At 70.8% G+C, this 17,843-nt stretch carries 18 protein-coding genes and 1 pseudogene; 17 read left to right on the top strand and 2 right to left on the bottom strand.

Translation table 11 applies throughout. From position 1 onward, the window contains the following. Window positions 1-207 precede the first annotated feature (207 nt). From ACIRB1_RS26100 to ACIRB1_RS26160, 13 genes are read left to right on the top strand one after another with little or no spacing between them, the layout of a single operon-like run. Window positions 208-804 carry a hypothetical protein gene (locus tag ACIRB1_RS26100; protein ID WP_352179402.1) on the top strand — a complete coding sequence of 199 codons (597 nt, stop codon included), beginning with the start codon at window positions 208-210 and terminating at the stop codon, window positions 802-804. Beyond that, window positions 794-1,873: a BtrH N-terminal domain-containing protein gene (locus ACIRB1_RS26105; protein WP_352179401.1), complete on the top strand. Its 1,080-nt coding sequence runs from the start codon at window positions 794-796 to the stop codon at window positions 1,871-1,873. The genes ACIRB1_RS26100 and ACIRB1_RS26105 overlap by 11 nt, the downstream gene beginning before the upstream one ends. Before the next feature lie 59 nt (window positions 1,874-1,932). Beyond that, on the top strand, window positions 1,933-3,267 hold the full coding sequence (locus ACIRB1_RS26110; RefSeq protein ID WP_403467191.1) for a DegT/DnrJ/EryC1/StrS family aminotransferase: 1,335 nt from the start codon (window positions 1,933-1,935) through the stop codon (window positions 3,265-3,267). Next, window positions 3,264-4,136 carry a transketolase gene (locus ACIRB1_RS26115; protein ID WP_352179399.1) on the top strand — a complete coding sequence of 291 codons (873 nt, stop codon included), beginning with the start codon at window positions 3,264-3,266 and terminating at the stop codon, window positions 4,134-4,136. Before ACIRB1_RS26110 ends, ACIRB1_RS26115 begins: the two co-directional genes overlap by 4 nt. Beyond that, window positions 4,133-5,092 (top strand): transketolase C-terminal domain-containing protein, encoded by a 960-nt coding sequence (locus tag ACIRB1_RS26120; RefSeq protein WP_352179398.1) that lies wholly within the window; start codon window positions 4,133-4,135, stop codon window positions 5,090-5,092. The genes ACIRB1_RS26115 and ACIRB1_RS26120 overlap by 4 nt, the downstream gene beginning before the upstream one ends. 52 nt (window positions 5,093-5,144) lie before the next feature. Beyond that, complete coding sequence (locus ACIRB1_RS26125) at window positions 5,145-5,321, top strand: lysine biosynthesis protein LysW (protein ID WP_352179397.1); 177 nt, start codon at window positions 5,145-5,147, stop codon at window positions 5,319-5,321. Then, on the top strand, window positions 5,314-6,198 hold the full coding sequence (gene lysX / locus ACIRB1_RS26130) for a lysine biosynthesis protein LysX (protein WP_352179396.1): 885 nt from the start codon (window positions 5,314-5,316) through the stop codon (window positions 6,196-6,198). The genes ACIRB1_RS26125 and lysX overlap by 8 nt, the downstream gene beginning before the upstream one ends. Then, complete coding sequence (gene argC, locus ACIRB1_RS26135; protein WP_352179395.1) at window positions 6,195-7,220, top strand: N-acetyl-gamma-glutamyl-phosphate reductase; 1,026 nt, start codon at window positions 6,195-6,197, stop codon at window positions 7,218-7,220. Before lysX ends, argC begins: the two co-directional genes overlap by 4 nt. 9 nt (window positions 7,221-7,229) lie before the next feature. Next, a complete protein-coding gene (locus ACIRB1_RS26140) occupies window positions 7,230-8,165 on the top strand; it encodes a [LysW]-aminoadipate kinase (protein WP_352179394.1) in 936 nt (311 codons plus the stop codon). Between the two features lie 3 nt (window positions 8,166-8,168). Beyond that, entirely contained in the window at window positions 8,169-9,341 is a 1,173-nt protein-coding gene (locus ACIRB1_RS26145; protein ID WP_403467192.1) for a M20/M25/M40 family metallo-hydrolase, read from the top strand. Continuing rightward, complete coding sequence (gene cysC / locus ACIRB1_RS26150) at window positions 9,338-9,919, top strand: adenylyl-sulfate kinase (protein ID WP_403467193.1); 582 nt, start codon at window positions 9,338-9,340, stop codon at window positions 9,917-9,919. Before ACIRB1_RS26145 ends, cysC begins: the two co-directional genes overlap by 4 nt. After that, window positions 9,916-10,851, top strand: coding sequence for a sulfate adenylyltransferase subunit CysD (gene cysD / locus ACIRB1_RS26155; RefSeq protein ID WP_352179391.1), 936 nt, complete (start codon window positions 9,916-9,918; stop codon window positions 10,849-10,851). The genes cysC and cysD overlap by 4 nt, the downstream gene beginning before the upstream one ends. A gap of 2 nt (window positions 10,852-10,853) precedes the next feature. After that, entirely contained in the window at window positions 10,854-12,125 is a 1,272-nt protein-coding gene (locus ACIRB1_RS26160) for a sulfate adenylyltransferase subunit 1 (RefSeq protein WP_403467194.1), read from the top strand. Between the two features lie 229 nt (window positions 12,126-12,354). On the opposite strand, the gene ACIRB1_RS26165 is transcribed toward ACIRB1_RS26160, so the two are convergent. Beyond that, window positions 12,355-12,945 carry an EF-hand domain-containing protein gene (locus ACIRB1_RS26165; protein WP_352179389.1) on the bottom strand — a complete coding sequence of 197 codons (591 nt, stop codon included), beginning with the start codon at window positions 12,943-12,945 and terminating at the stop codon, window positions 12,355-12,357. Between the two features lie 191 nt (window positions 12,946-13,136). On the opposite strand from ACIRB1_RS26165, the gene ACIRB1_RS26170 reads away from it, so the two are divergent. After that, window positions 13,137-14,033 carry an NAD-dependent protein deacetylase gene (locus ACIRB1_RS26170; protein WP_403467195.1) on the top strand — a complete coding sequence of 299 codons (897 nt, stop codon included), beginning with the start codon at window positions 13,137-13,139 and terminating at the stop codon, window positions 14,031-14,033. Window positions 14,034-14,422: 389 nt separating this feature from the next. On the opposite strand, the pseudogene ACIRB1_RS26175 reads toward ACIRB1_RS26170, so the two are convergent. Further along, window positions 14,423-14,724 (bottom strand): annotated as a pseudogene (locus ACIRB1_RS26175) (SMI1/KNR4 family protein); the annotation flags it as partial. 129 nt (window positions 14,725-14,853) lie between these two features. On the opposite strand from ACIRB1_RS26175, the gene ACIRB1_RS26180 reads away from it, so the two are divergent. The 3 genes from ACIRB1_RS26180 to ACIRB1_RS26190 all read left to right on the top strand — a co-directional run bounded on the left by ACIRB1_RS26180 (window position 14,854) and on the right by ACIRB1_RS26190 (window position 17,623). Then, the gene (locus ACIRB1_RS26180; protein ID WP_352179387.1) at window positions 14,854-15,507 is read left to right on the top strand and encodes a response regulator transcription factor; all 654 of its coding nucleotides are present in this window, start codon (window positions 14,854-14,856) and stop codon (window positions 15,505-15,507) included. A gap of 132 nt (window positions 15,508-15,639) precedes the next feature. Then, window positions 15,640-16,293 carry a response regulator transcription factor gene (locus ACIRB1_RS26185; protein ID WP_403467196.1) on the top strand — a complete coding sequence of 218 codons (654 nt, stop codon included), beginning with the start codon at window positions 15,640-15,642 and terminating at the stop codon, window positions 16,291-16,293. Window position 16,294: 1 nt separating this feature from the next. Next, window positions 16,295-17,623 (top strand): HAMP domain-containing sensor histidine kinase, encoded by a 1,329-nt coding sequence (locus tag ACIRB1_RS26190; RefSeq protein ID WP_352179385.1) that lies wholly within the window; start codon window positions 16,295-16,297, stop codon window positions 17,621-17,623. The last annotated feature ends 220 nt before the right edge of the window (window positions 17,624-17,843 follow it).

The following is a 17,843-nucleotide window of genomic DNA, read 5'->3' on the forward strand; positions in this document are numbered from 1 at the left end:
TTCTGATTACGGCGTGAGCTGCTGCCCTTCCGCGAATTATTAGCCGAACCGCTGTCGGCGTCCTCGAAATTGGCACGGCGATGTAATCGGCTGGGGGAGGTCGACCGGCCCTGCGGGTGTTTGACTCCGGGGAGACGAGATCGCAGTAGTCGCCACGAGGAATGAGTCCCTACGAGCGAATGAGTCCCTACGAACAGGGGAGTGATCGTGATCGATACCTCGGTTGCCTCGGCCTATCGCGCCGTGGATCTGGCGCCGTACTCCAACAATGTCGGTATTTCAGCAGCCGCGCACACCTCGCGGGGTGCGTTCAATGTCTGGGGCAACTCCTTCCCGGCGGAACATCTGCCGGAATCGGGGGCTCCGGTCAGCGTCGGCGGTGTCCCGTTCCGATTTCCGCGGGTGGGGGTGGGAGACGACAACGTGCGCTGCGACGGGCAGTTCATCGCGGTCGAGGCGGGGCGGTTCGACTGGCTGCATCTGCTGACCGCGTCCGAACGGCGGGCCGAGGACGTGGTGGAGATGCACTTCGCGGACGGCAGCGTCGATCCCGAGTGGCTGCGCGTCTCGGACTTCTGGGCCGCGCCCGCCTGGTTCGGTGAGACGACCGCGTTCGCGACGCCGGTGATGCACTATCCGCACCATGTCCAGCGGGGCGTTTCGGCCATGCTGTGGTCGCAGCGCGTCCCCGTCACCCGCCGCGCGGATCTGAGCGGGTTCCGCCTGCCGCGCCATGCCGCCGTCCATGTCTTCGCCGCCACCCTCCAGCAGACCGCGATCCCGGAGGCCGGCCATGACCAGTGACTTCGCTACGCCCACGACGCCCACGACGACCTCGACGACCGACTCCGTACCGGTCGAGGCACCCCTCCTCTGGTACCGGGACCCGATCAGCTGCCTCCAGTCCACCTTCGCGTCCGTGCTGGACCGGGCCGGTGTGAACCCGCTGTTCGCGCTCGGCGCGGGCTGGGAGTTCCTCTACGTCCCTGACGACGTACGGTCGGAGGAGTTCTACTACCCGTGCCGCTACGAGGGCGACCTCGGCCGCAGCCTCTTCCCCCACCACGACGTGAGCTCCTCGTGGTGGTGCCCGGCGGACCCGGACGACCCGCTGCGCGAGATACGCGAGGCGATGACGGAAGGGCGGCTGGTCATCGCCGCCGTGGACAACTTCTACCTCCCCTTCCGGCCCGCCTTCGGCGACGTCCACGCAGCACATCTGCTGGTCGTCTACGGCCTCGACGAGCGGCGCGGTCTCGTCCATGTCTCGGACGCGATGCCGCCCGCGTTCCAGGGGCCGATCCCGCTCGACGACTTCCTGAACAGCTGGGGATCGGCGAACCCGCAGGACCACCAGGACGCGTTCTTCAGCGACTCGGAGATCAGCCGCCGCTGTCTGTCCGTCTCGGTCGGCTCCCTCGGAGGCGCCGGCACCGACCCCGGTCCCGAGCAGTTCGCGGGCTGGCTGCGGGGCAACCTGGAGCGGTTCGACGACCCCGGCATGGTCGCCGGGCTCGGCGGACTGGCCGGACTCGACGGCTTTCTCGGCGAGTTGACCCTCCGGGCACGGGCCGGCGAGGTGCGCGCGCTCCAGGAGCTGTACCCCTTCGGCTGGGGCATGCAGGCCCAAGCCGCCCTGCACGGCGAGCTGTTGCGCGACCGGGGGGCCGCGTGGCGGTCACCGGCGCTGGCCGGAGCCGGGCGGGCCGTGGAGAGCGTGGCCCACGCGTGGACCCCGCTGCGGATCACCGCCGCCCACGGACTCGACGACCCGGCCGCCGCGGCCGACGACCTGCGCCGGCACGCGGGAGTCCTGCGCTGGCGCCACACCGAGGCGATCGAAGCCGTCCGACGCGCCCTGGACGAACTGTGAACTCCCGCTCCCCGCAACCCACTTCGACACCCCACGCCGAGCCGAGCCGAGAGGACGACATGAGCAAGCTCGCAGTACTGGGCGGCACAGCCGCCGTACCACCGGCACAACGCCGGGCCGAGTGGCCGGTGATCGAGGACGACGACCGCAAGGCCGTGCTCGACGCGCTGGACGGCGGCCGACTGGTCTCCGACACCGACGGCGAGACACCCGTCAGCCTGCTGGAGCGCGAGTGGGCCGAGCGGTTCGGCTACGGCCACTGTGTCGCCGTGGCCAACGGAACCGCCGCGCTCTCGCTGGCCCTTGCCGCGCTCGGCATCGGACCGGGCGCCGAAGTCATCGTCCCCGCGCTGAGTTTCATCGCCACCGGACTCGCGCCCCTGCACAACCTGGCCGTGCCGGTCTTCGCCGACATCGACCCGGTGACCTTCAACATCGACCCGGACGACATCGAGCGGCACATCACACCGAGGACCGCCGCGATCATCCCCGTCCATCTGCACGGCGCCCCCGCCGACATGGACCGGATCAACGAGATCGCGCGCCGGCACGGCCTCGCCGTGATCGAGGACGCCGCGCAGGCGCCCGGCGCCACGTACCGGGGGCGTCCGGTCGGCGGGCTGGGGGACATGGGGGCGTTCAGCCTCCAGGTCACCAAGAACATCCCCACCTGCGGGGAGGGCGGACTGCTGGTGACCGGTGACGCCGGCCTCGCGCAGTCCGCGCGCCGGGCACGGCAGTTCGGGGAGGACATCGAGAGCGGCAAGGACCGCGACTACATCTCCCACCGGCTCGGCTGGAACCAGAAGATGAACGCCCTCCAAGCGGCCTTCACCCGGACGCAGTTGACCCGCTTCGACGGCTACGAGCGGTCCCGGCAGGGCAACATCACCCGCTTCCTGGACCGGATCTCCGCGCTGCCGGGTCTGACCGTGCCCACCGCGCCGCCCGGCACCACCCATGTCTGGCACATCCTGCGCTTCCGCCTCGACCCGGCCGCCGCCGGTCTGCCCGGCGCCACCCCGGAGCGCTTCCGGGACGCGCTGCGGCGGGTGCTGCGGGCCGAAGGGGTGCCGATGTCGCGGTACCAGCTGATGCCGCTGCCGGACCAGACCGTCTTCCGGGACCGGACCGGCTTCGGACGCGGGTATCCCTGGACGGCACTCCAGCATGAAGCCCGCGATGCCCAAGACGGTGACGCGGCAGGGGAGTTCACCGTACCCCCGGACGACGAGCACCCCGTCACCCGTGCCGTCATCCGCGACTCCCTCACTCTTCAGAAGCGGCACCTCAACCCCGGCAGCGGTGAACTCCTCGACCGCTACGCCGACGCCTTCGAGAAGACCTGGCAACACCTCGACGTGGTGGGGCAGTTCGCGGGGGTGAGCGCATGACCACGACCGGCACGGAGACCATCGAGACGATCGGAGACACCCGGCTCGGCGCACTGCGCGAGCGCGCCACCCGCATCCGCGAGCACGTCGCCGACATGTGCGCTGGCCCCGAAGGAGGCCACCTCGGCGGCGCGTACTCGGCCGCCGACATCATGACCGCCCTCTACTTCGACGTCATGAACCTCGATCCGGCCCGGCCCGACGCCCCTGAGCGGGACCGCTTCGTGCTCAGCAAGGGGCACGCCGCCGTCGGCCTGTACGCGACCCTCGCCGAGCGCGGCTACCTGCCCGTCGACGAACTCACCACCTACGGCCGCCCCGGCAGCCGGCTGATGGGCCACCCGGTGCGCGCCGTACCCGGCGTCGAGGCGGCCACCGGATCGCTCGGCCACGGCCTCGCGCTGGGCTGCGGGTTCGCGCTCGGCGCACGCCTGGACGGCCACGACAGCAGGACTTTCGTCCTCATGGGCGACGGCGAACTCCAGGAGGGCTCGGTGTGGGAGGCGGCCATCGGCGCCGCCTCACTGGGACTCGACCGGCTGGTCGCCGTCGTGGACCGCAACTCCCTTCAGCTGACGGGCGATACGGACTCCATCGCCGCCATGGAACCCCTCGCCGACCGCTGGCGCGGCTTCGGCTGGGCCGTCCAGGAGGCCGACGGCCATGACCTCGCGACGCTGGTGCGCGCCCTCGGCAGCACGCCGTGGGAACCGGGCCGCCCCAGCGTCCTGATCGCCCGCACCGTCAAGGGCCGCGGCCTGCCGTTCCTGGAGGGACGCACCGCGTGCCACTACGTCACCTTCTCCGAGCGCAACCACGCCAAGGCCCGTTCCGTACTGGGCCGTTCAAGGAAGGAGGACACCAGGTGACCACCACCGCGGCTCCTGCGGCAACGGCTCGCGCCGTGACCCGTGAGGCCTATCGCGACCGGCTGATCGCCCTGCTCGGCACCGATCCCCGGCTGATGTGCCTGGACACCGACACCGGACTGTTCGGCCCCGACCACATCGAGGCGGCGGGCGAGCAGTACCTCAACCTCGGCATAGCGGAACACAACCTGATGGGCATCGCCGCGGGCCTCGCGTTCGGCGGACGCATGCCGTTCGTCAACACCATGGCGGGCTTCGCCAGTTCACGCGCCCTGGAAGCCGTGAAGGTCGACATCGCCTATCCCGCGCTGCCCGTCCGCATCATGGCGACGCACGGCGGCCTGGCCGCCGGCCATCTCGGGCCCACGCACCACGCGTTGGAGGACCTGGCCGTCATGCGGACGCTGCCCTCCATGACGGTGGTCGTGCCCGCCGACGCCGACGCCACCGCCGCCGTGGTCGAGCAGAGCCTCGACCTGTCGGGCCCGCTCTACGTACGGCTCGGCCGCAAGGCCACCCCAGCCGTCCCGAGCGAGCAGCCCATGGTCATCGGCAGGGCCCAACGGCTGCGCGAGGGAACCGACGTGGTCCTCGTCGGCTGCGGCCCGTACCCGGTGACCGCCTGCACCGAAGCCGCCGACCTGCTGGGCGAGGCGGGCATCTCCGCCGCCGTCCTCAACATGCACACCCTGAGCCCGCTCGACACCGAGTCCCTCTGTACGGCCGCCTCGGGCGCCTCGCTCGTCGTCACCGTGGAGGAGCACTGGCGCAGCGGCGGTCTCGGCGGCGCCGTCTGCGAGGCCCTGGCCGAACGGCAGCCGGTGCGGGTGCTGCGGATCGGGATGCCGGACAAGTTCTCGGACACCGTCGGCGGCCAGGAGCACCTCCTCGACCACTACGGCATCACGGCCGCGCGCACCGCCGCCGCCGTGACCGCCGCCCTCGAAGCGAACTGACGATCTCTCACCAACCAGGAACAACCAACACCCAACCCAGAAAGGCGACTTCATGACGACCGTTACCCAGACCTGCCCCGAGTGCGACGGCCCGGTGAACGTCGGCGACACCGTCCGCGCCAGCGAGGTCATCGAATGCCCTGAGTGCCGCAGTGAGTTGGAGGTCGTGACCACCGCACCGCTGCTGCTCGCCCTGGCCCCCGAGGTCGAAGAGGACTGGGGTGAGTAACGAGGTGGTCTCCTCCACAGCGCCCCGTACGGCGTTGCTGGCTTCCAGGATGCGCTTCGAGGAGAAGCGTCTCCTGGAGGTCCTGGACCGCCGGGGCATCCCCCGTACCGTCATCGACACCCGCACCGTCCGCCACCACCTGCACGACACCCCGCCGCCGTGGGACCTGGTGCTCAACCGGGAGATTTCGGCGACCAAGGCCCTCTACGCGGCCCTCAGTTACGAATCCGCCGGCGTCACCGTCGTCAACTCGGCCGCGGCCATAGAGACGTGCGGCGACAAGTGGCGCACCTCGCTCGCGCTGCGCGCCGCCGGGGTCCCCACACCGCCCGCCGCCCTCGCCCTCACGGCGGAGGCCGCGGAGGAGGCGGCCGAGGAGATCGGCTACCCGGTCGTCCTCAAACCCCTGGTGGGTTCCTGGGGCAGGCGGGTCGCCCTGCTCCCGGACGCCGCCGCGCTGCGCACCGTGCTGGAGTACAGCGACGCGCTGCCGTCACCGCTGGCCAAGCTGGCCTATTTGCAGCGGTACGTCGACAAGCCCGACCGCGACATCAGGGTGATCGTCGTCGGCGGCACCCCGATCGGTGCCATGTACCGCACGTCGGACGGCTGGCGGACCAATGTGGCACGCGGCGCGACGACCACGTCCTGCCCCCTCACCGACGACCTCGCCAAACTCACGGCGACCGCGGCCCGGGAGACCGGCGCGGACCTCGCGGGAGTCGATCTCGTCGAGGACGCGGACGGCGGCCTCCAGGTCCTCGAAGTGAACCACGGAGTCGAGTTCAAGGGCTTCCAGGAAGCACACGCGGACCGCGTCGACGTCGCCGAACTCATCGTGGAACGCCTGGTGCTGGACAGGGAGGTGGAGTCATGATCAGGGTCGCGGTGTTCGGTGCCGCCGGCTACATCGGCGGCGAACTGCTGAGGCTGCTCCTCGGCCACCCCGAGGTGGAGCTGACGGCCGCCGTGTCGTCCCGCTTCCCCGGCAAACGCCTCGACAGCGTCCACCCCAACCTCCGCTCGGCGACCGACCTCACCTTCACCGCCCCCGAGCGGGCCGAGGACTGCGACGTGGTCTTCCTGGCCACCCCGCACCGCTCCACCATGGAACTCGTACGGCACTGGGCGGACCGGACGGAACTGCTGGTCGACCTCTCGGGCGACTTCCGGCTGCGCGACACGGAGGTGTACGAGCGCTACTACGGAGTCCCGCACGAAGCACCGGAGTTGCTCGACCGGTTCGTCCCGGGCATACCGGAACTGCATCGCGACCGGCTGCGCACCGCCCGGTTGATCAGTGTCCCGGGCTGTATGGCCAACGCCGCGATCCTCGCCCTGCACCCGCTGGCCGCCCACCAACTGGCCCTTTCTCCGGTGCTGTTGGACGGCCGTACCGGGTCCAGCGGGTCGGGTGCCTCCGCCGGCGACTCCAATCTGCACGCCGAACGCAGCGGTGCCCTGCGGGTGTTCGCCCCCGCCACCCACCGGCACGAGGCCGAAGTCGCCCAGCACACCGGCCTCGACGCCCGGATGACGGCGACCGGCGTCGAGGCCGTACGGGGTGTGCAGGTCGTCTGCCACACCGAGGTGCCCGACGGCGTCGAGGAGCGGGCCGTACGGGCGGCGTACCGCGAGGCCTACGCCGACGAGCCGTTCGTCCGCCTGGTGGCCCACAAGCGGGGCACCTACCGCTATCCCGAGCCCAAGATCCTGCTCGGCTCCAACTACTGCGACATCGGCCATGTCTGGGACGGCGCGTCGCGTCGCCTGGTGGTCGTCGCCGCCCTCGACAACCTCGTCAAGGGCGGCGCGGGCAACGCCGTGCAGTGCCTCAACGTACGCATGGACTGGCCCGAATCGTACGGACTGTCCTTCCCCGGGCTGCACCCGGTGTGAGGACCGTGCATGAGCGTGAAGGGAGAACCGACCATGGGCGAGCCCCAGTTGGTCGTCGTCAAATGCGGCGGCAACAGCGATGTGAACGCCGCCGCCATCTGCGCGGACGTCGCCGGTCTGGTGAAGGAGGGCCACCGTCTCGTGGTGGTGCACGGCGGATCCGCCGAGATCGACCGGCTGGCCGATGAACTCGACGTACCGCAACGGCGCCTGGTCTCGCCCGACGGGGTCTCGGCCCGGCACACCGACGAGGCCACCCTCGAGGTGGTGACGCTGGCGCTGGCCGGCTCGGTGAAGCCGAAGCTCGTGAGCGAGCTGCTGGGCCGGGGCATCCCCGCCGTGGGCCTCACCGGCCTCGACGGCGGACTCGTACTGACCCGCCGCAAGAAGGGCCAGAAGGCGGTGGTCGACGGCCGCACCGTCGTCGTCCGCGACGACCACAGCGGCCGGATCGAGGCGGTACGCGGGGAGTTGATCGCGACCCTGCTCTCTCACGGGTACGTCCCCGTCGTGTCACCGCCCGCCTCCGACGAGCACGGCGAGCCGGTCAACGCCGACGCCGACCGCATCGCGGCGGCCCTCGCGGCCGAACTCGAAGCGGACCGGCTGGTGTTGCTCACCGGCGCACCAGGCGTGCTCGCCGACCCGGACGACGCCGACAGCGTGCTGCCCGCCTGCGCGGTCCACCGGACGGGCGCACCGGGGGAGTTCGCCCGGGGCGGCATGGCGCTCAAACTCGTCGCCGCCCGGGAGGCGTTGCTCGGCGGGGTCGGCCAGGTGACCGTCGCCGACGGGCGGCGCGAGGGGTCGGTCGGCGAGGCGCTGCGGGGAGCCGGGACGGAGGTACGGCTCGCGTCTCCCCCCGAAGGGGAACAGGAGACCCGGCCGACGCTCCCTCAACACCCCGCTCAGGAACAGGAATTGCCCCGAACAGACAGGGAGTGACGGATGACCACCGAAACAGCCGCCCCCGCCGCGGCGCCCACCGACGAACTCACCGATGAACTCACCGCGGCCCTCGCGGGCACCGATCCCGGCGCCGCCGTGGACATGCTGCGGTCCATGCTGGAGATCCCCTCCCCGTCCGGCGAGGAGGGTCCGCTGGCCCGCCATCTGGCCGACGTCATGAGGGGACTCGGACTCACCGCCCGCATCGACGACGCGGGCAACGTGATCGGCGAGACCCCGCCCCGCCCCGGCCCGCGCATCATGCTGCTCGGCCATATGGACACCGTCCCGGGGCAGTTGGCCGTCCACCTCGACGGCGGCCGGCTGCACGGCCGTGGCGCGGCCGACGCCCAGGGACCCCTCGCGGCCATGGTGCGCGCGGTCGCCGCCCACCGCGCCTTCCCCGGACAGCTCGTCGTCGTGGGCGTCGTGGAGGAGGAGACGCCGAAGTCCCGTGGAGCGGTGCACATCGGGCAGACCCTCGCGCGGCCGGACGCGCTGATCGTGGGGGAGCCCAGCGGGTGGCCGGGGATCGTCATCGGCTACAAGGGGAAACTGGACCTCGAATACCGGGTCGACTGCCCCGCCACGCACCCGAGCAACCCGGTCGAGAAGGCCACCGAGTCCGCCGCCGCGTTCTGGCAGGACGTGCTGGAACTGCTCGGACCCGAGCAGGGGCACGCCTCGTTCGCGACACCGGGGGCGACCCTGGTCGGGATGCGCGGGGACATCACCGAGGCGCACCTGGACGTCAGCATCCGTACGCCCGTCGGGTTCGACCAGGACGGGTTCGTCGCCGCCCTGCGCGAACGGGACCAAGTCCGAGGCAGGGACGGCCGGTTGTCGGTCGTCAACGGAGTGCGGGCGGTCGAGACGGAGCGGCGCGGGCCGGTGGTGCGCGCCCTCAGCGCGGGCATCCGGAGCATCGGCGGGACACCCCGGCCGACGCTGAAGACCGCCACCTCCGACATGAACACCCTGGCCGAGGTCTGGGACATCCCCATGGCGACCTACGGCCCCGGGGACAGCGCGCTGGACCACTCCGACGAGGAGCACATCCTCGTCGACGACTACCTGCGCGGTGTCGCCGTACTGTCCACCGCGCTCGGCGAGTTGGCCACCCTGCCGACCGGTTCCAGCGGTCGTGCCGGTGAACTCGGGGGCGTGTCATGAGCGTTGGCCAATCCACCCTGACGAAGACGGAGTTCTGCACCTGCTACCCCGGCGCGACGGTATGGCTGACCGGGCTGCCGAGCGCGGGCAAGTCCACCATCGCCGCCGCGCTCGCGGAGCGACTGCGCCAGGACCGGCGGCGGGTGGAGGTGCTCGACGGCGACGAGATCCGCAAGTTCCTGTCGGCCGGGCTCGGCTTCTCCCGCGAGGACCGGCACCTCAACGTCCAGCGCATCGGCCTGGTCGCCGAAGTGCTCGCACGCAACGGGGTGATGGTCCTGGTGCCGGTGATCGCGCCGTACGCGGACTCCAGGTCGTCGGTCCGCCGCCGCCACGAGAGGTCAGGGACGAGGTACCTGGAGGTGCATGTCGCGACCCCGGCGTCCGTCTGCTCGGAGCGTGATGTCAAGGGCCTGTACGCCCAGCAGGCGGCCGGCCGGATCACCGGACTGACCGGCGCGGACGACCCCTACGAGGAGCCCGCGCACCCCGATCTGCGGATCGACGCGCACGCCGAGCGAGTCGCCGAATCAGTGGACGCGCTGCACGCGTTGCTCGTGCGAAAGGAGTTGGCATGACTGTCGCCGCCAAGCACGCGGCCGGTACGGACAACCCATACGCGCTGCCGCACCTGGACGCCCTGGAGTCGGAGGCGGTCCATATCCTCCGTGAAGTGGTGGGGGAGTTCGAGCGGCCGGTGATCCTCTTCTCCGGTGGCAAGGACTCGATCGTGATGCTGCATCTGGCGTTGAAGGCGTTCGCGCCGGCGCCGGTGCCGTTCTCGCTGCTGCATGTGGACACGGGACACAACTTTTCCGAGGTCCTTGAGTACCGGGACCGTGTGGTGGCCGCACATGGGCTGCGGCTCCATGTGGCGTCCGTACAGGATTACATCGACCGCGGTGTGCTGCGTGAACGCCCCGACGGGACCCGCAACCCGCTCCAGACGCTCCCGCTGACCGAGAAGATCCAGAGCGAGAAGTTCGACGCGGTCTTCGGCGGCGGTCGTAGGGACGAGGAGAAGGCCCGCGCCAAGGAGCGGGTGTTCTCGCTGCGGGACGAGTTCGGGGCGTGGGAGCCGCGCCGGCAGCGGCCCGAACTCTGGAACCTCTACAACGGCAGGCACGCGCCCGGCGAGCACGTCCGCGTCTTCCCGCTCTCCAACTGGACCGAGCTGGACGTCTGGCAGTACATCGCCCGCGAGGGCATCGACCTCCCCGACATCTACTACGCCCATGAGCGTGAGGTCTTCCGACGCGGCGAACTGTGGCTGGCGCCGGGGAGTTGGGGCGGCCCGAAGGCGGGCGAGACCGTCGAGAAGCGTCAGGTGCGGTACCGGACCGTCGGCGACATGTCGTGCACCGGCGCGGTCGAATCCAGCGCCGTCACCATCGAGCAGGTCATCGACGAGATCACCGCGTCCCGGCTGACCGAGCGGGGCGCCACCCGGGCCGACGACAAGCTGTCCGAGGCCGCCATGGAGGACCGTAAGCGCGAGGGGTACTTCTGATCATGGCTTCGACCATCGGCACATTGCGCTTCGCCACGGCGGGCTCCGTCGACGACGGCAAGTCCACCCTCGTGGGACGGCTGCTGCACGACTCCAAGTCGGTCCTCACCGACCAACTCCAGGCCGTGGAACGGGCGTCGGCGAACCGGGGGCAGGACGGCCCCGACCTCGCGCTCCTCACGGACGGCCTGCGCGCCGAACGCGAGCAGGGCATCACCATCGACGTCGCGTACCGCTACTTCGCCACCCCGCGCAGGCGGTTCATCCTCGCCGACACTCCAGGGCACGTGCAGTACACCCGCAACATGGTGACGGGGGCCTCCACCGCCGAGCTGACGGTGATCCTCGTCGACGCGCGCAACGGTGTCGTCGAGCAGACCCGCCGCCACGCGGCGATCGCCGCCCTGCTGCGTGTCCCGCATGTCGTCCTCGCCGTCAACAAGATGGACCTTGTCGACTACCGCGAGCCCGTATTCGCCACCATCGCCGAGGAGTTCACGGCCTGCGCGAGCGAACTCGGCATCCCCGAGATCACCGCGATCCCCATCTCGGCGCTGGCCGGCGACAACGTCGTAGAACCGTCCGCGCACATGGACTGGTACGGCGGGCCGACCGTCCTCGAACACCTGGAGACCGTCCCCGTGGGCACGGCCGTCGCGAGCGCGGCGGCCCGTTTCCCCGTGCAGTACGTCATCCGTCCGCAGAGCGCCGAGCACCCCGACTACCGGGGATACGCGGGGCAGATCGCCTCCGGAGTGCTGCGCGTCGGCGACCCGGTCACCGTCCTGCCGTCCGGGCTCACCAGCACGATCACCGGTATCGACGCCCTCGGTACGCCGGTCGACGCGGCCTGGGCGCCGCAGTCGGTGACGCTGCTCCTCGCGGACGACATCGACATCTCGCGCGGCGACCTCATCGCGCCCAGCGCGCAGGCACCGGCCACCACGCAGGACGTCAGGGCCACGGTCTGCCATCTCAACGAGCGCCCGCTGCACGTCAGTTCACGTGTCCTGCTCAAGCACGGCACCCGTACGGTGAAGGCCGTCGTACGCGAACTCCCGCACCGCATCGACCTGAGCCAGGGCTTGGCCCGCGACACGGACCCCGGCGAGTTCGCCGTCAACGACATCGGCTCGATGGTGCTGCACACCGCCGAACCGCTGCCGCTCGACGCGTACGCCGACTCCCGGCTCACCGGGTCCTTCCTGCTGATCAGCCCGGCTGATGGGGCGGTTCTCGCGGCGGGGATGTGTGCGGGGGGAGGCGAGGGGTGAGCGTGCGCGGAGTGCGTGTGCTGAGTGTGCGGTGAGCGCGTGCGGAGTGCGCTGAGTGTGCGGTGAAGCCAGGCCCGGGTCCGGCTTCACCGCATGGTCCTGTCCCGGTCGAACTCGGTGCTCGCGGCGGACCGGACCTGACCGGATGGACCGGACCTGACCGACCGGACGGGACCTGACCGGATCGGTCGCGATCCTCGGGGTGCTCCCCATCCTCGTCGCCGATGTCTCACCCGGCGCCGATCGGGCCGCACATCAGGTTGCCGGGTTCGGTGGGGTCGTCGCTGATCCAGAACTGGGTCCAGAGCACGGCGAACTCGGGGCGGCTGAGGTAACCGTCGGCGTCCTGGTCGAGCCGGTCGAAGACACCGCCGGTCTCCACGGGCCGCCCGTGCCAGGTGTCGACGAGCCGCTGGTGCTCGCCGCGTGAGATGCGGCCGTCGGCGTTCTCGTCGACCGCGTCGAAGATGGTGTCGGCGGTGGCGGTGACGGCCTCGGGGATGGTCGGCAGGTGGTCCACCATGGCGAGGATGTCGTCCATGTCGATCCGGCCGTCCCGGTCCGTGTCCACGGTCTCCGACAGATGCCGCCACCAGCCCTTGAGTACGCCGTCCACGCGCGCCGCCAGTTCCGATCCCTCTCTCCTCACGCGCGGCAGCCGGCCCCAGCGGTCCGCCAGGGCCACGAAGTCCGCCTCCTCCAGATAGCCGTTGCCGTCCGCGTCGAACGCCTCGAACATGGCCCGGAGCTTGGTCCGCTGGAACTCGCTGGACATCACGTGTCTCCTCGCTCGCAGTACTGCGGTGCTGAGGACATGCATGTCCGCGGCCGACGGCCCCGCAACAGCGCTCGCGCTCACTACGGCGGCCTCCCGCGCGCCCACGCGCCCGGCCGGTGCGCCGGGCGCCGGTCTGCTCGCGGTGGACGGAGGACGGTGGGGGAGGACGGAGGACCGTACCCGGCAACCGTCACGCCCGCCGCGATCCGCCGCCGATTTCGTACCCTTGCGGAATGCGCATGCGCCCCACCCTGAGCTGGACCCCGACCGCGGACCTGCCGCCGGGCACCACCGACCTGGAGCCGGTCGTCGACGCCCTGAGTGCCGGCGGTGTGCTGGTGCTCAGCGGGGCGGGCATCTCCACGGAGTCCGGCATCCCTGACTACCGGGGCGAGGGCGGAAGCCTGAGCCGGCACACCCCGATGACCTACCAGGACTTCACCGCGAGCGAGCACGCCCGACGCCGGTACTGGGCGCGCAGCCACCTCGGCTGGCGCACCTTCGGGCGGGCCCGCCCGAACGCGGGACACCTCGCGGTGGCCGCCTTCGCGCGGGAGGCCCGCGTCTCGGGCGTGATCACCCAGAACGTCGACGGCCTGCACCAGGCCGCCGGCAGCGAGGGCGTCGTGGAACTCCACGGCAGCCTGGACCGGGTCGTGTGCCTCTCCTGCCGCGCGATGAGCCCGCGCCGCGAACTCGCCCGGCGGCTGGAAGCCGAGAACCCGGGCTTCGATCCGGTCGCCGCCGGGATCAACCCGGACGGCGACGCGGACCTCACCGACGCGCAGGTCGGCGACTTCCGCGTGGTGCCGTGCGCCGACTGCGGGGGCGTCCTCAAACCGGACGTGGTCTTCTTCGGGGAGGCGGTTCCGCCGCAGCGCGTCGAGGACTGCCGACGGCTGGTCCGCGAGTCGTCCGCGCTGCTCGTCCTCGGCTCGTCGCTGACGGTGATGTCCGGGCTGCGGTTCGTCCGTCAGGCCTCGCAGGAGGGCAAGCCGGTCCTGATCGTCAACCGCGACCCCACCCGAGGCGACCCGCACGCCTTCACCCGGGTGGCGCTGCCGCTGGGAACAGCACTGACCGCCGTCGCCGAGCGGCTCGGAATCCCGGTGGACGGGTTGGCGGGCTGAGGGCGGCGGGCTGGGGATTGCAGTGAAGGGTGCCTGACGGGAGGTTTCCCAGGTCAGGCACCCTTCTTGGTGGCCCGAGAAGAAGCCCAGCTTCTTCGGCGAGTAGCTCACCAACAGGTTTTTGGTCTGCTGGTGGTACACGCTCACCGCCGCCGTTGACCTGCGGTAAAGGGTTGAATCGTCGGCTGCTGAGTCGAGTTGGTCCGCACATGGTCCGGATCTTGGTCCGGCGATCTGGGGACCTGGCGTGCGAGTCCTGCGGTACGACATGGAAACATGTCGTACAAACCGTCCACAGGCGTCCAGTTAGTCCAGGGCGAGCACGTAAGTCCAGGTCAGGGCCGTGCGGCGCGATAGCGTCTGCGGGATTGGTGACGTGGCTGTGATCACTCCTCGAAGATGTCCGCGAGACCTGACTCGTTGTTGTGCCAGTGCGCGTCCTCGGTCCCCGCCAGCAGCCGTACGAACCCGCCCGCGTGCCGCCACCCGTCGCTGACCTTGAGGAACTCCCGCTACGACGGAGGCATTTGCCGGCCGAGGCGTTCCTCCATGGCCGCGATCCGCTCCTCCGCCGCGCGGCCTCGTCGCCCTCGCCCTCGCCCCCGCGCCTCGCCGTCCGGGAGGGAATCCGCCCACTCCCCGCTCCACTTGAGCAGGAAGGACCGCCAGTCGAATGCCTGGAATCCGTCATACGCCCGATGCTGCCACCCGTCACTGACAACGCCCCGCTGCCGCCGTGACGGGGGAAGCCGGCGGTTCGATGTCACTGCGGGAAACCCCTGTTACCTCTAAGTGACCTTCCTGCTGCCACAGTTGGGGTATGCGCGTACTGATCGTGGAGGACCACAAGGATCTCGCGGAGAGCGTCGCGAGGGGGCTGCGTCGGCATGCCATGGAGGTCGAGCTCGCGCACGACGGCGAGCAGGGGCTGAGCCGGGCGTCGAGCGGGGCCTACGACGTCGTCGTCCTGGACCGTGACCTGCCGCTCGTGCACGGTGACGAGATCTGCCGTGCGCTCGTCCGGCAGGGCAGCCCGTCCCGCGTGCTGATGCTCACCGCCGCCGGGACCCTCGCCGACCGCGTCGACGGCCTCGACCTCGGCGCCGACGACTACCTGGCCAAGCCCTTCTCCTTCGCCGAACTCATCGCCCGCGTCCAGGCGTTGGACAGACGCGATCAGCCCGCCGTGCCCCCCGTCCTCGTCCGCGGCGACATCGAACTCGACCCCGCCCGCCGTACCGCGCTCCGCAGCGGACGCAAGCTGGACCTGTCGCCGAAGGAGATGGCCGTCCTGGAGGTGCTGCTCGCCGCCGGCGGTGCCGTCGTATCCGCCGAGGAACTGCTGGAACGGGCCTGGGACCGCGACGCCGATCCGTTCAGCAACACCGTCAAGGTCACCGTGAGCCGACTGCGCCGCAAGCTCGGCGACCCGGCGGTCATCGAGACGCTCCCGCACGTCGGTTACCGGATCTGATGGGCGCGGCCGCGGGACGGCCGTTGTTGCCAGGCGGGGGACGGTACGCCAGCCTGTGAGGGGAGTAACCCGGGTGTGACCCGGGGCGGGGGAGCCTGGGGTCCGTGGCGCGTGTGTCTCGTAGGGGGAGCGATGAGGGTACTGGTGGTTGAGGACCATACGGAACTCGCGGACTCGATCACCAGAGTGTTCCGCCGCGAGGGCCTCGCCGTGGACACCGCCTACGACGGCAGGACCGCGCTCGACCTCGCCATCGACGTCGACTACGACGTGGTCGTCCTCGACCGCGACCTCCCCGACGTCCACGGCGACGAGGTATGCGCCGAACTCACCGCCGAGAGCGTCCGCACCAAGGTGCTCATGCTCACCGCCTCCGCCTCCATCGCCGACCGGGTCGAGGGCCTCGGCCTCGGCGCCGACGACTACCTCCCCAAGCCCTTCGCCTGGGCCGAACTCCTCGCCCGCACCCGCGCCCTCGGCCGCCGCGCCCACCCCGTACGGGAGCCCGTCTTCGCCCGCGGCTCCCTCCTCCTCGACCCCGCCCGCCGCACCGCCAGCCACGCCGGCACCCAACTCCCCCTCACCGCGAAGGAGTTCGGCGTGCTCGCCTACCTGCTCGGCGCCGAGGGACGGACCGTCCCGGCCGACGAACTGCTGGCCAAGGTGTGGGACGAGGTCGCCGACCCCGGCACCACCACCGTCAAGGCCACGGTCAACCGGCTCCGGACCAAACTCGTCGACCGCTCCGTGATCCAGACCGTGCCCGGAGAGGGCTACCGGATCTGACATGGCGACACCCCTCTTGTCCCGAGCCCGAGTTCGCGCCCACACCTGGCTGAGCGGCCCCGGCGCCGCCCGAGTACGGGCCCTGGTCCGCCTCCTCACGCCCCGCCGGGTCCGGGTCCGCTTCGCCATGCTCTTCGGGCTGCTGTTCATCGCCTCCGGCGCGGTCCTGCTCGGCATCACCTATCTGCTCGTCAACCGCCCCACCCACAACGTCGTCACCGCCGTACACGACGAAGGGGTACCGGGGGGCGGTTCGGCACCGGGGACGGTCATCCGGCCCGGCCCGGGCTCCGGATCCCCGCAGGACCTCACCGTGTGGCTCAACGACCAACTGCGCAGGCAGACCGAGCATCTGCACGACGCCCAGATGCACGACCTCCTCGTGCAGTCCGGCACCGCCCTCGCCATCATGGCCGCGATCTCCATCGTGCTCAGCTGGCTCCTGGCCCGGCGGGTGCTCCGGCCCATGCGCACCCTCAACGCCGGCATCGCCCGGATCTCCGCCAGCAACGTGCACGAGCGCCTCGCCGTCGCGGGCCCCCGCGACGAGATCAGCGAACTCGCCGACAGCATCGACGGACTCCTCGCCCGGCTCGAAGCCGCCCTGGAGTCCCACAAGCGCTTCGTCGCCAACGCCGCCCACGAACTGCGCACCCCGCTCACGGTGGAACGCGCCCTCCTGGAGGAGTCCCTCCTCGACCGCGACGCCACCGCCGAGTCGTTCCGCGAGAACTTCGAGCGCCTGCTGCGGATCAGTACCCACCAGGGCGCCCTGCTGGAATCCCTCCTCACCCTGGCCGTCAGCGAACGGGGCGTGGAGCGGACCGAGCCCGTCGACCTGGCCGAGATCAACGAGTCCGTGCTGCTCACCCAGCTCCCGGAGACCCTGCGGCACGGCGTACGGATCGAGGACCGCACCGAACCGGCGCCGGTAGCCGGCGACACCGCGCTCCTGGAGCGCCTGGTCGCCAACCTCGTCCACAACGCCGCCTACTACAACGTTCCCGACGGGACCGTGGACATCACCGTGCGGCGCCACGACCGGCGCGCCGTCCTCACGGTCTCCAACACCGGCCCCGAAGTCCCCAAGGACGGGGTCGACCAGCTCTTCGAACCCTTCCAACGCATGTGCCGCACCGCCGGCGACGGCCACCACGGCCTCGGCCTGTCGATCGTCCGCGCCATCGCCGCCGCCCACGACGCCACCCTCACCGCCCACGCCAGGCCGGGCGGCGGACTCGTCGTCGAGGTCTCCTTCCCCCTCCTTGTCAAGGCCGGGGAGCGATATGAAGGTTGGTCACAGCCGCGCGCGGCGACCGCGTCCAAGTGACCAGAACGGCGGGTTGGACGACACCTCCCGATAGGTATTGTTCTGATTGACCGGCCCCGGTCGTGAACGGGCTTCGACGACGTTTCACCGGGCTTTCCGGTCCACGGGTGGGGATTCCCAGGAGCTTCCCGAGCGGAAGCTCTTTGCCTTGCGTTTCCTGCGAAATGGCGCATTGGGCAGCTGCATGCCCATGGAGAGGGAATAGGGGTTAGTCCTAGAT

Source organism: Streptomyces sp. NPDC096013 (assembly GCF_044763565.1).
Classification (GTDB): domain Bacteria; phylum Actinomycetota; class Actinomycetes; order Streptomycetales; family Streptomycetaceae; genus Streptomyces.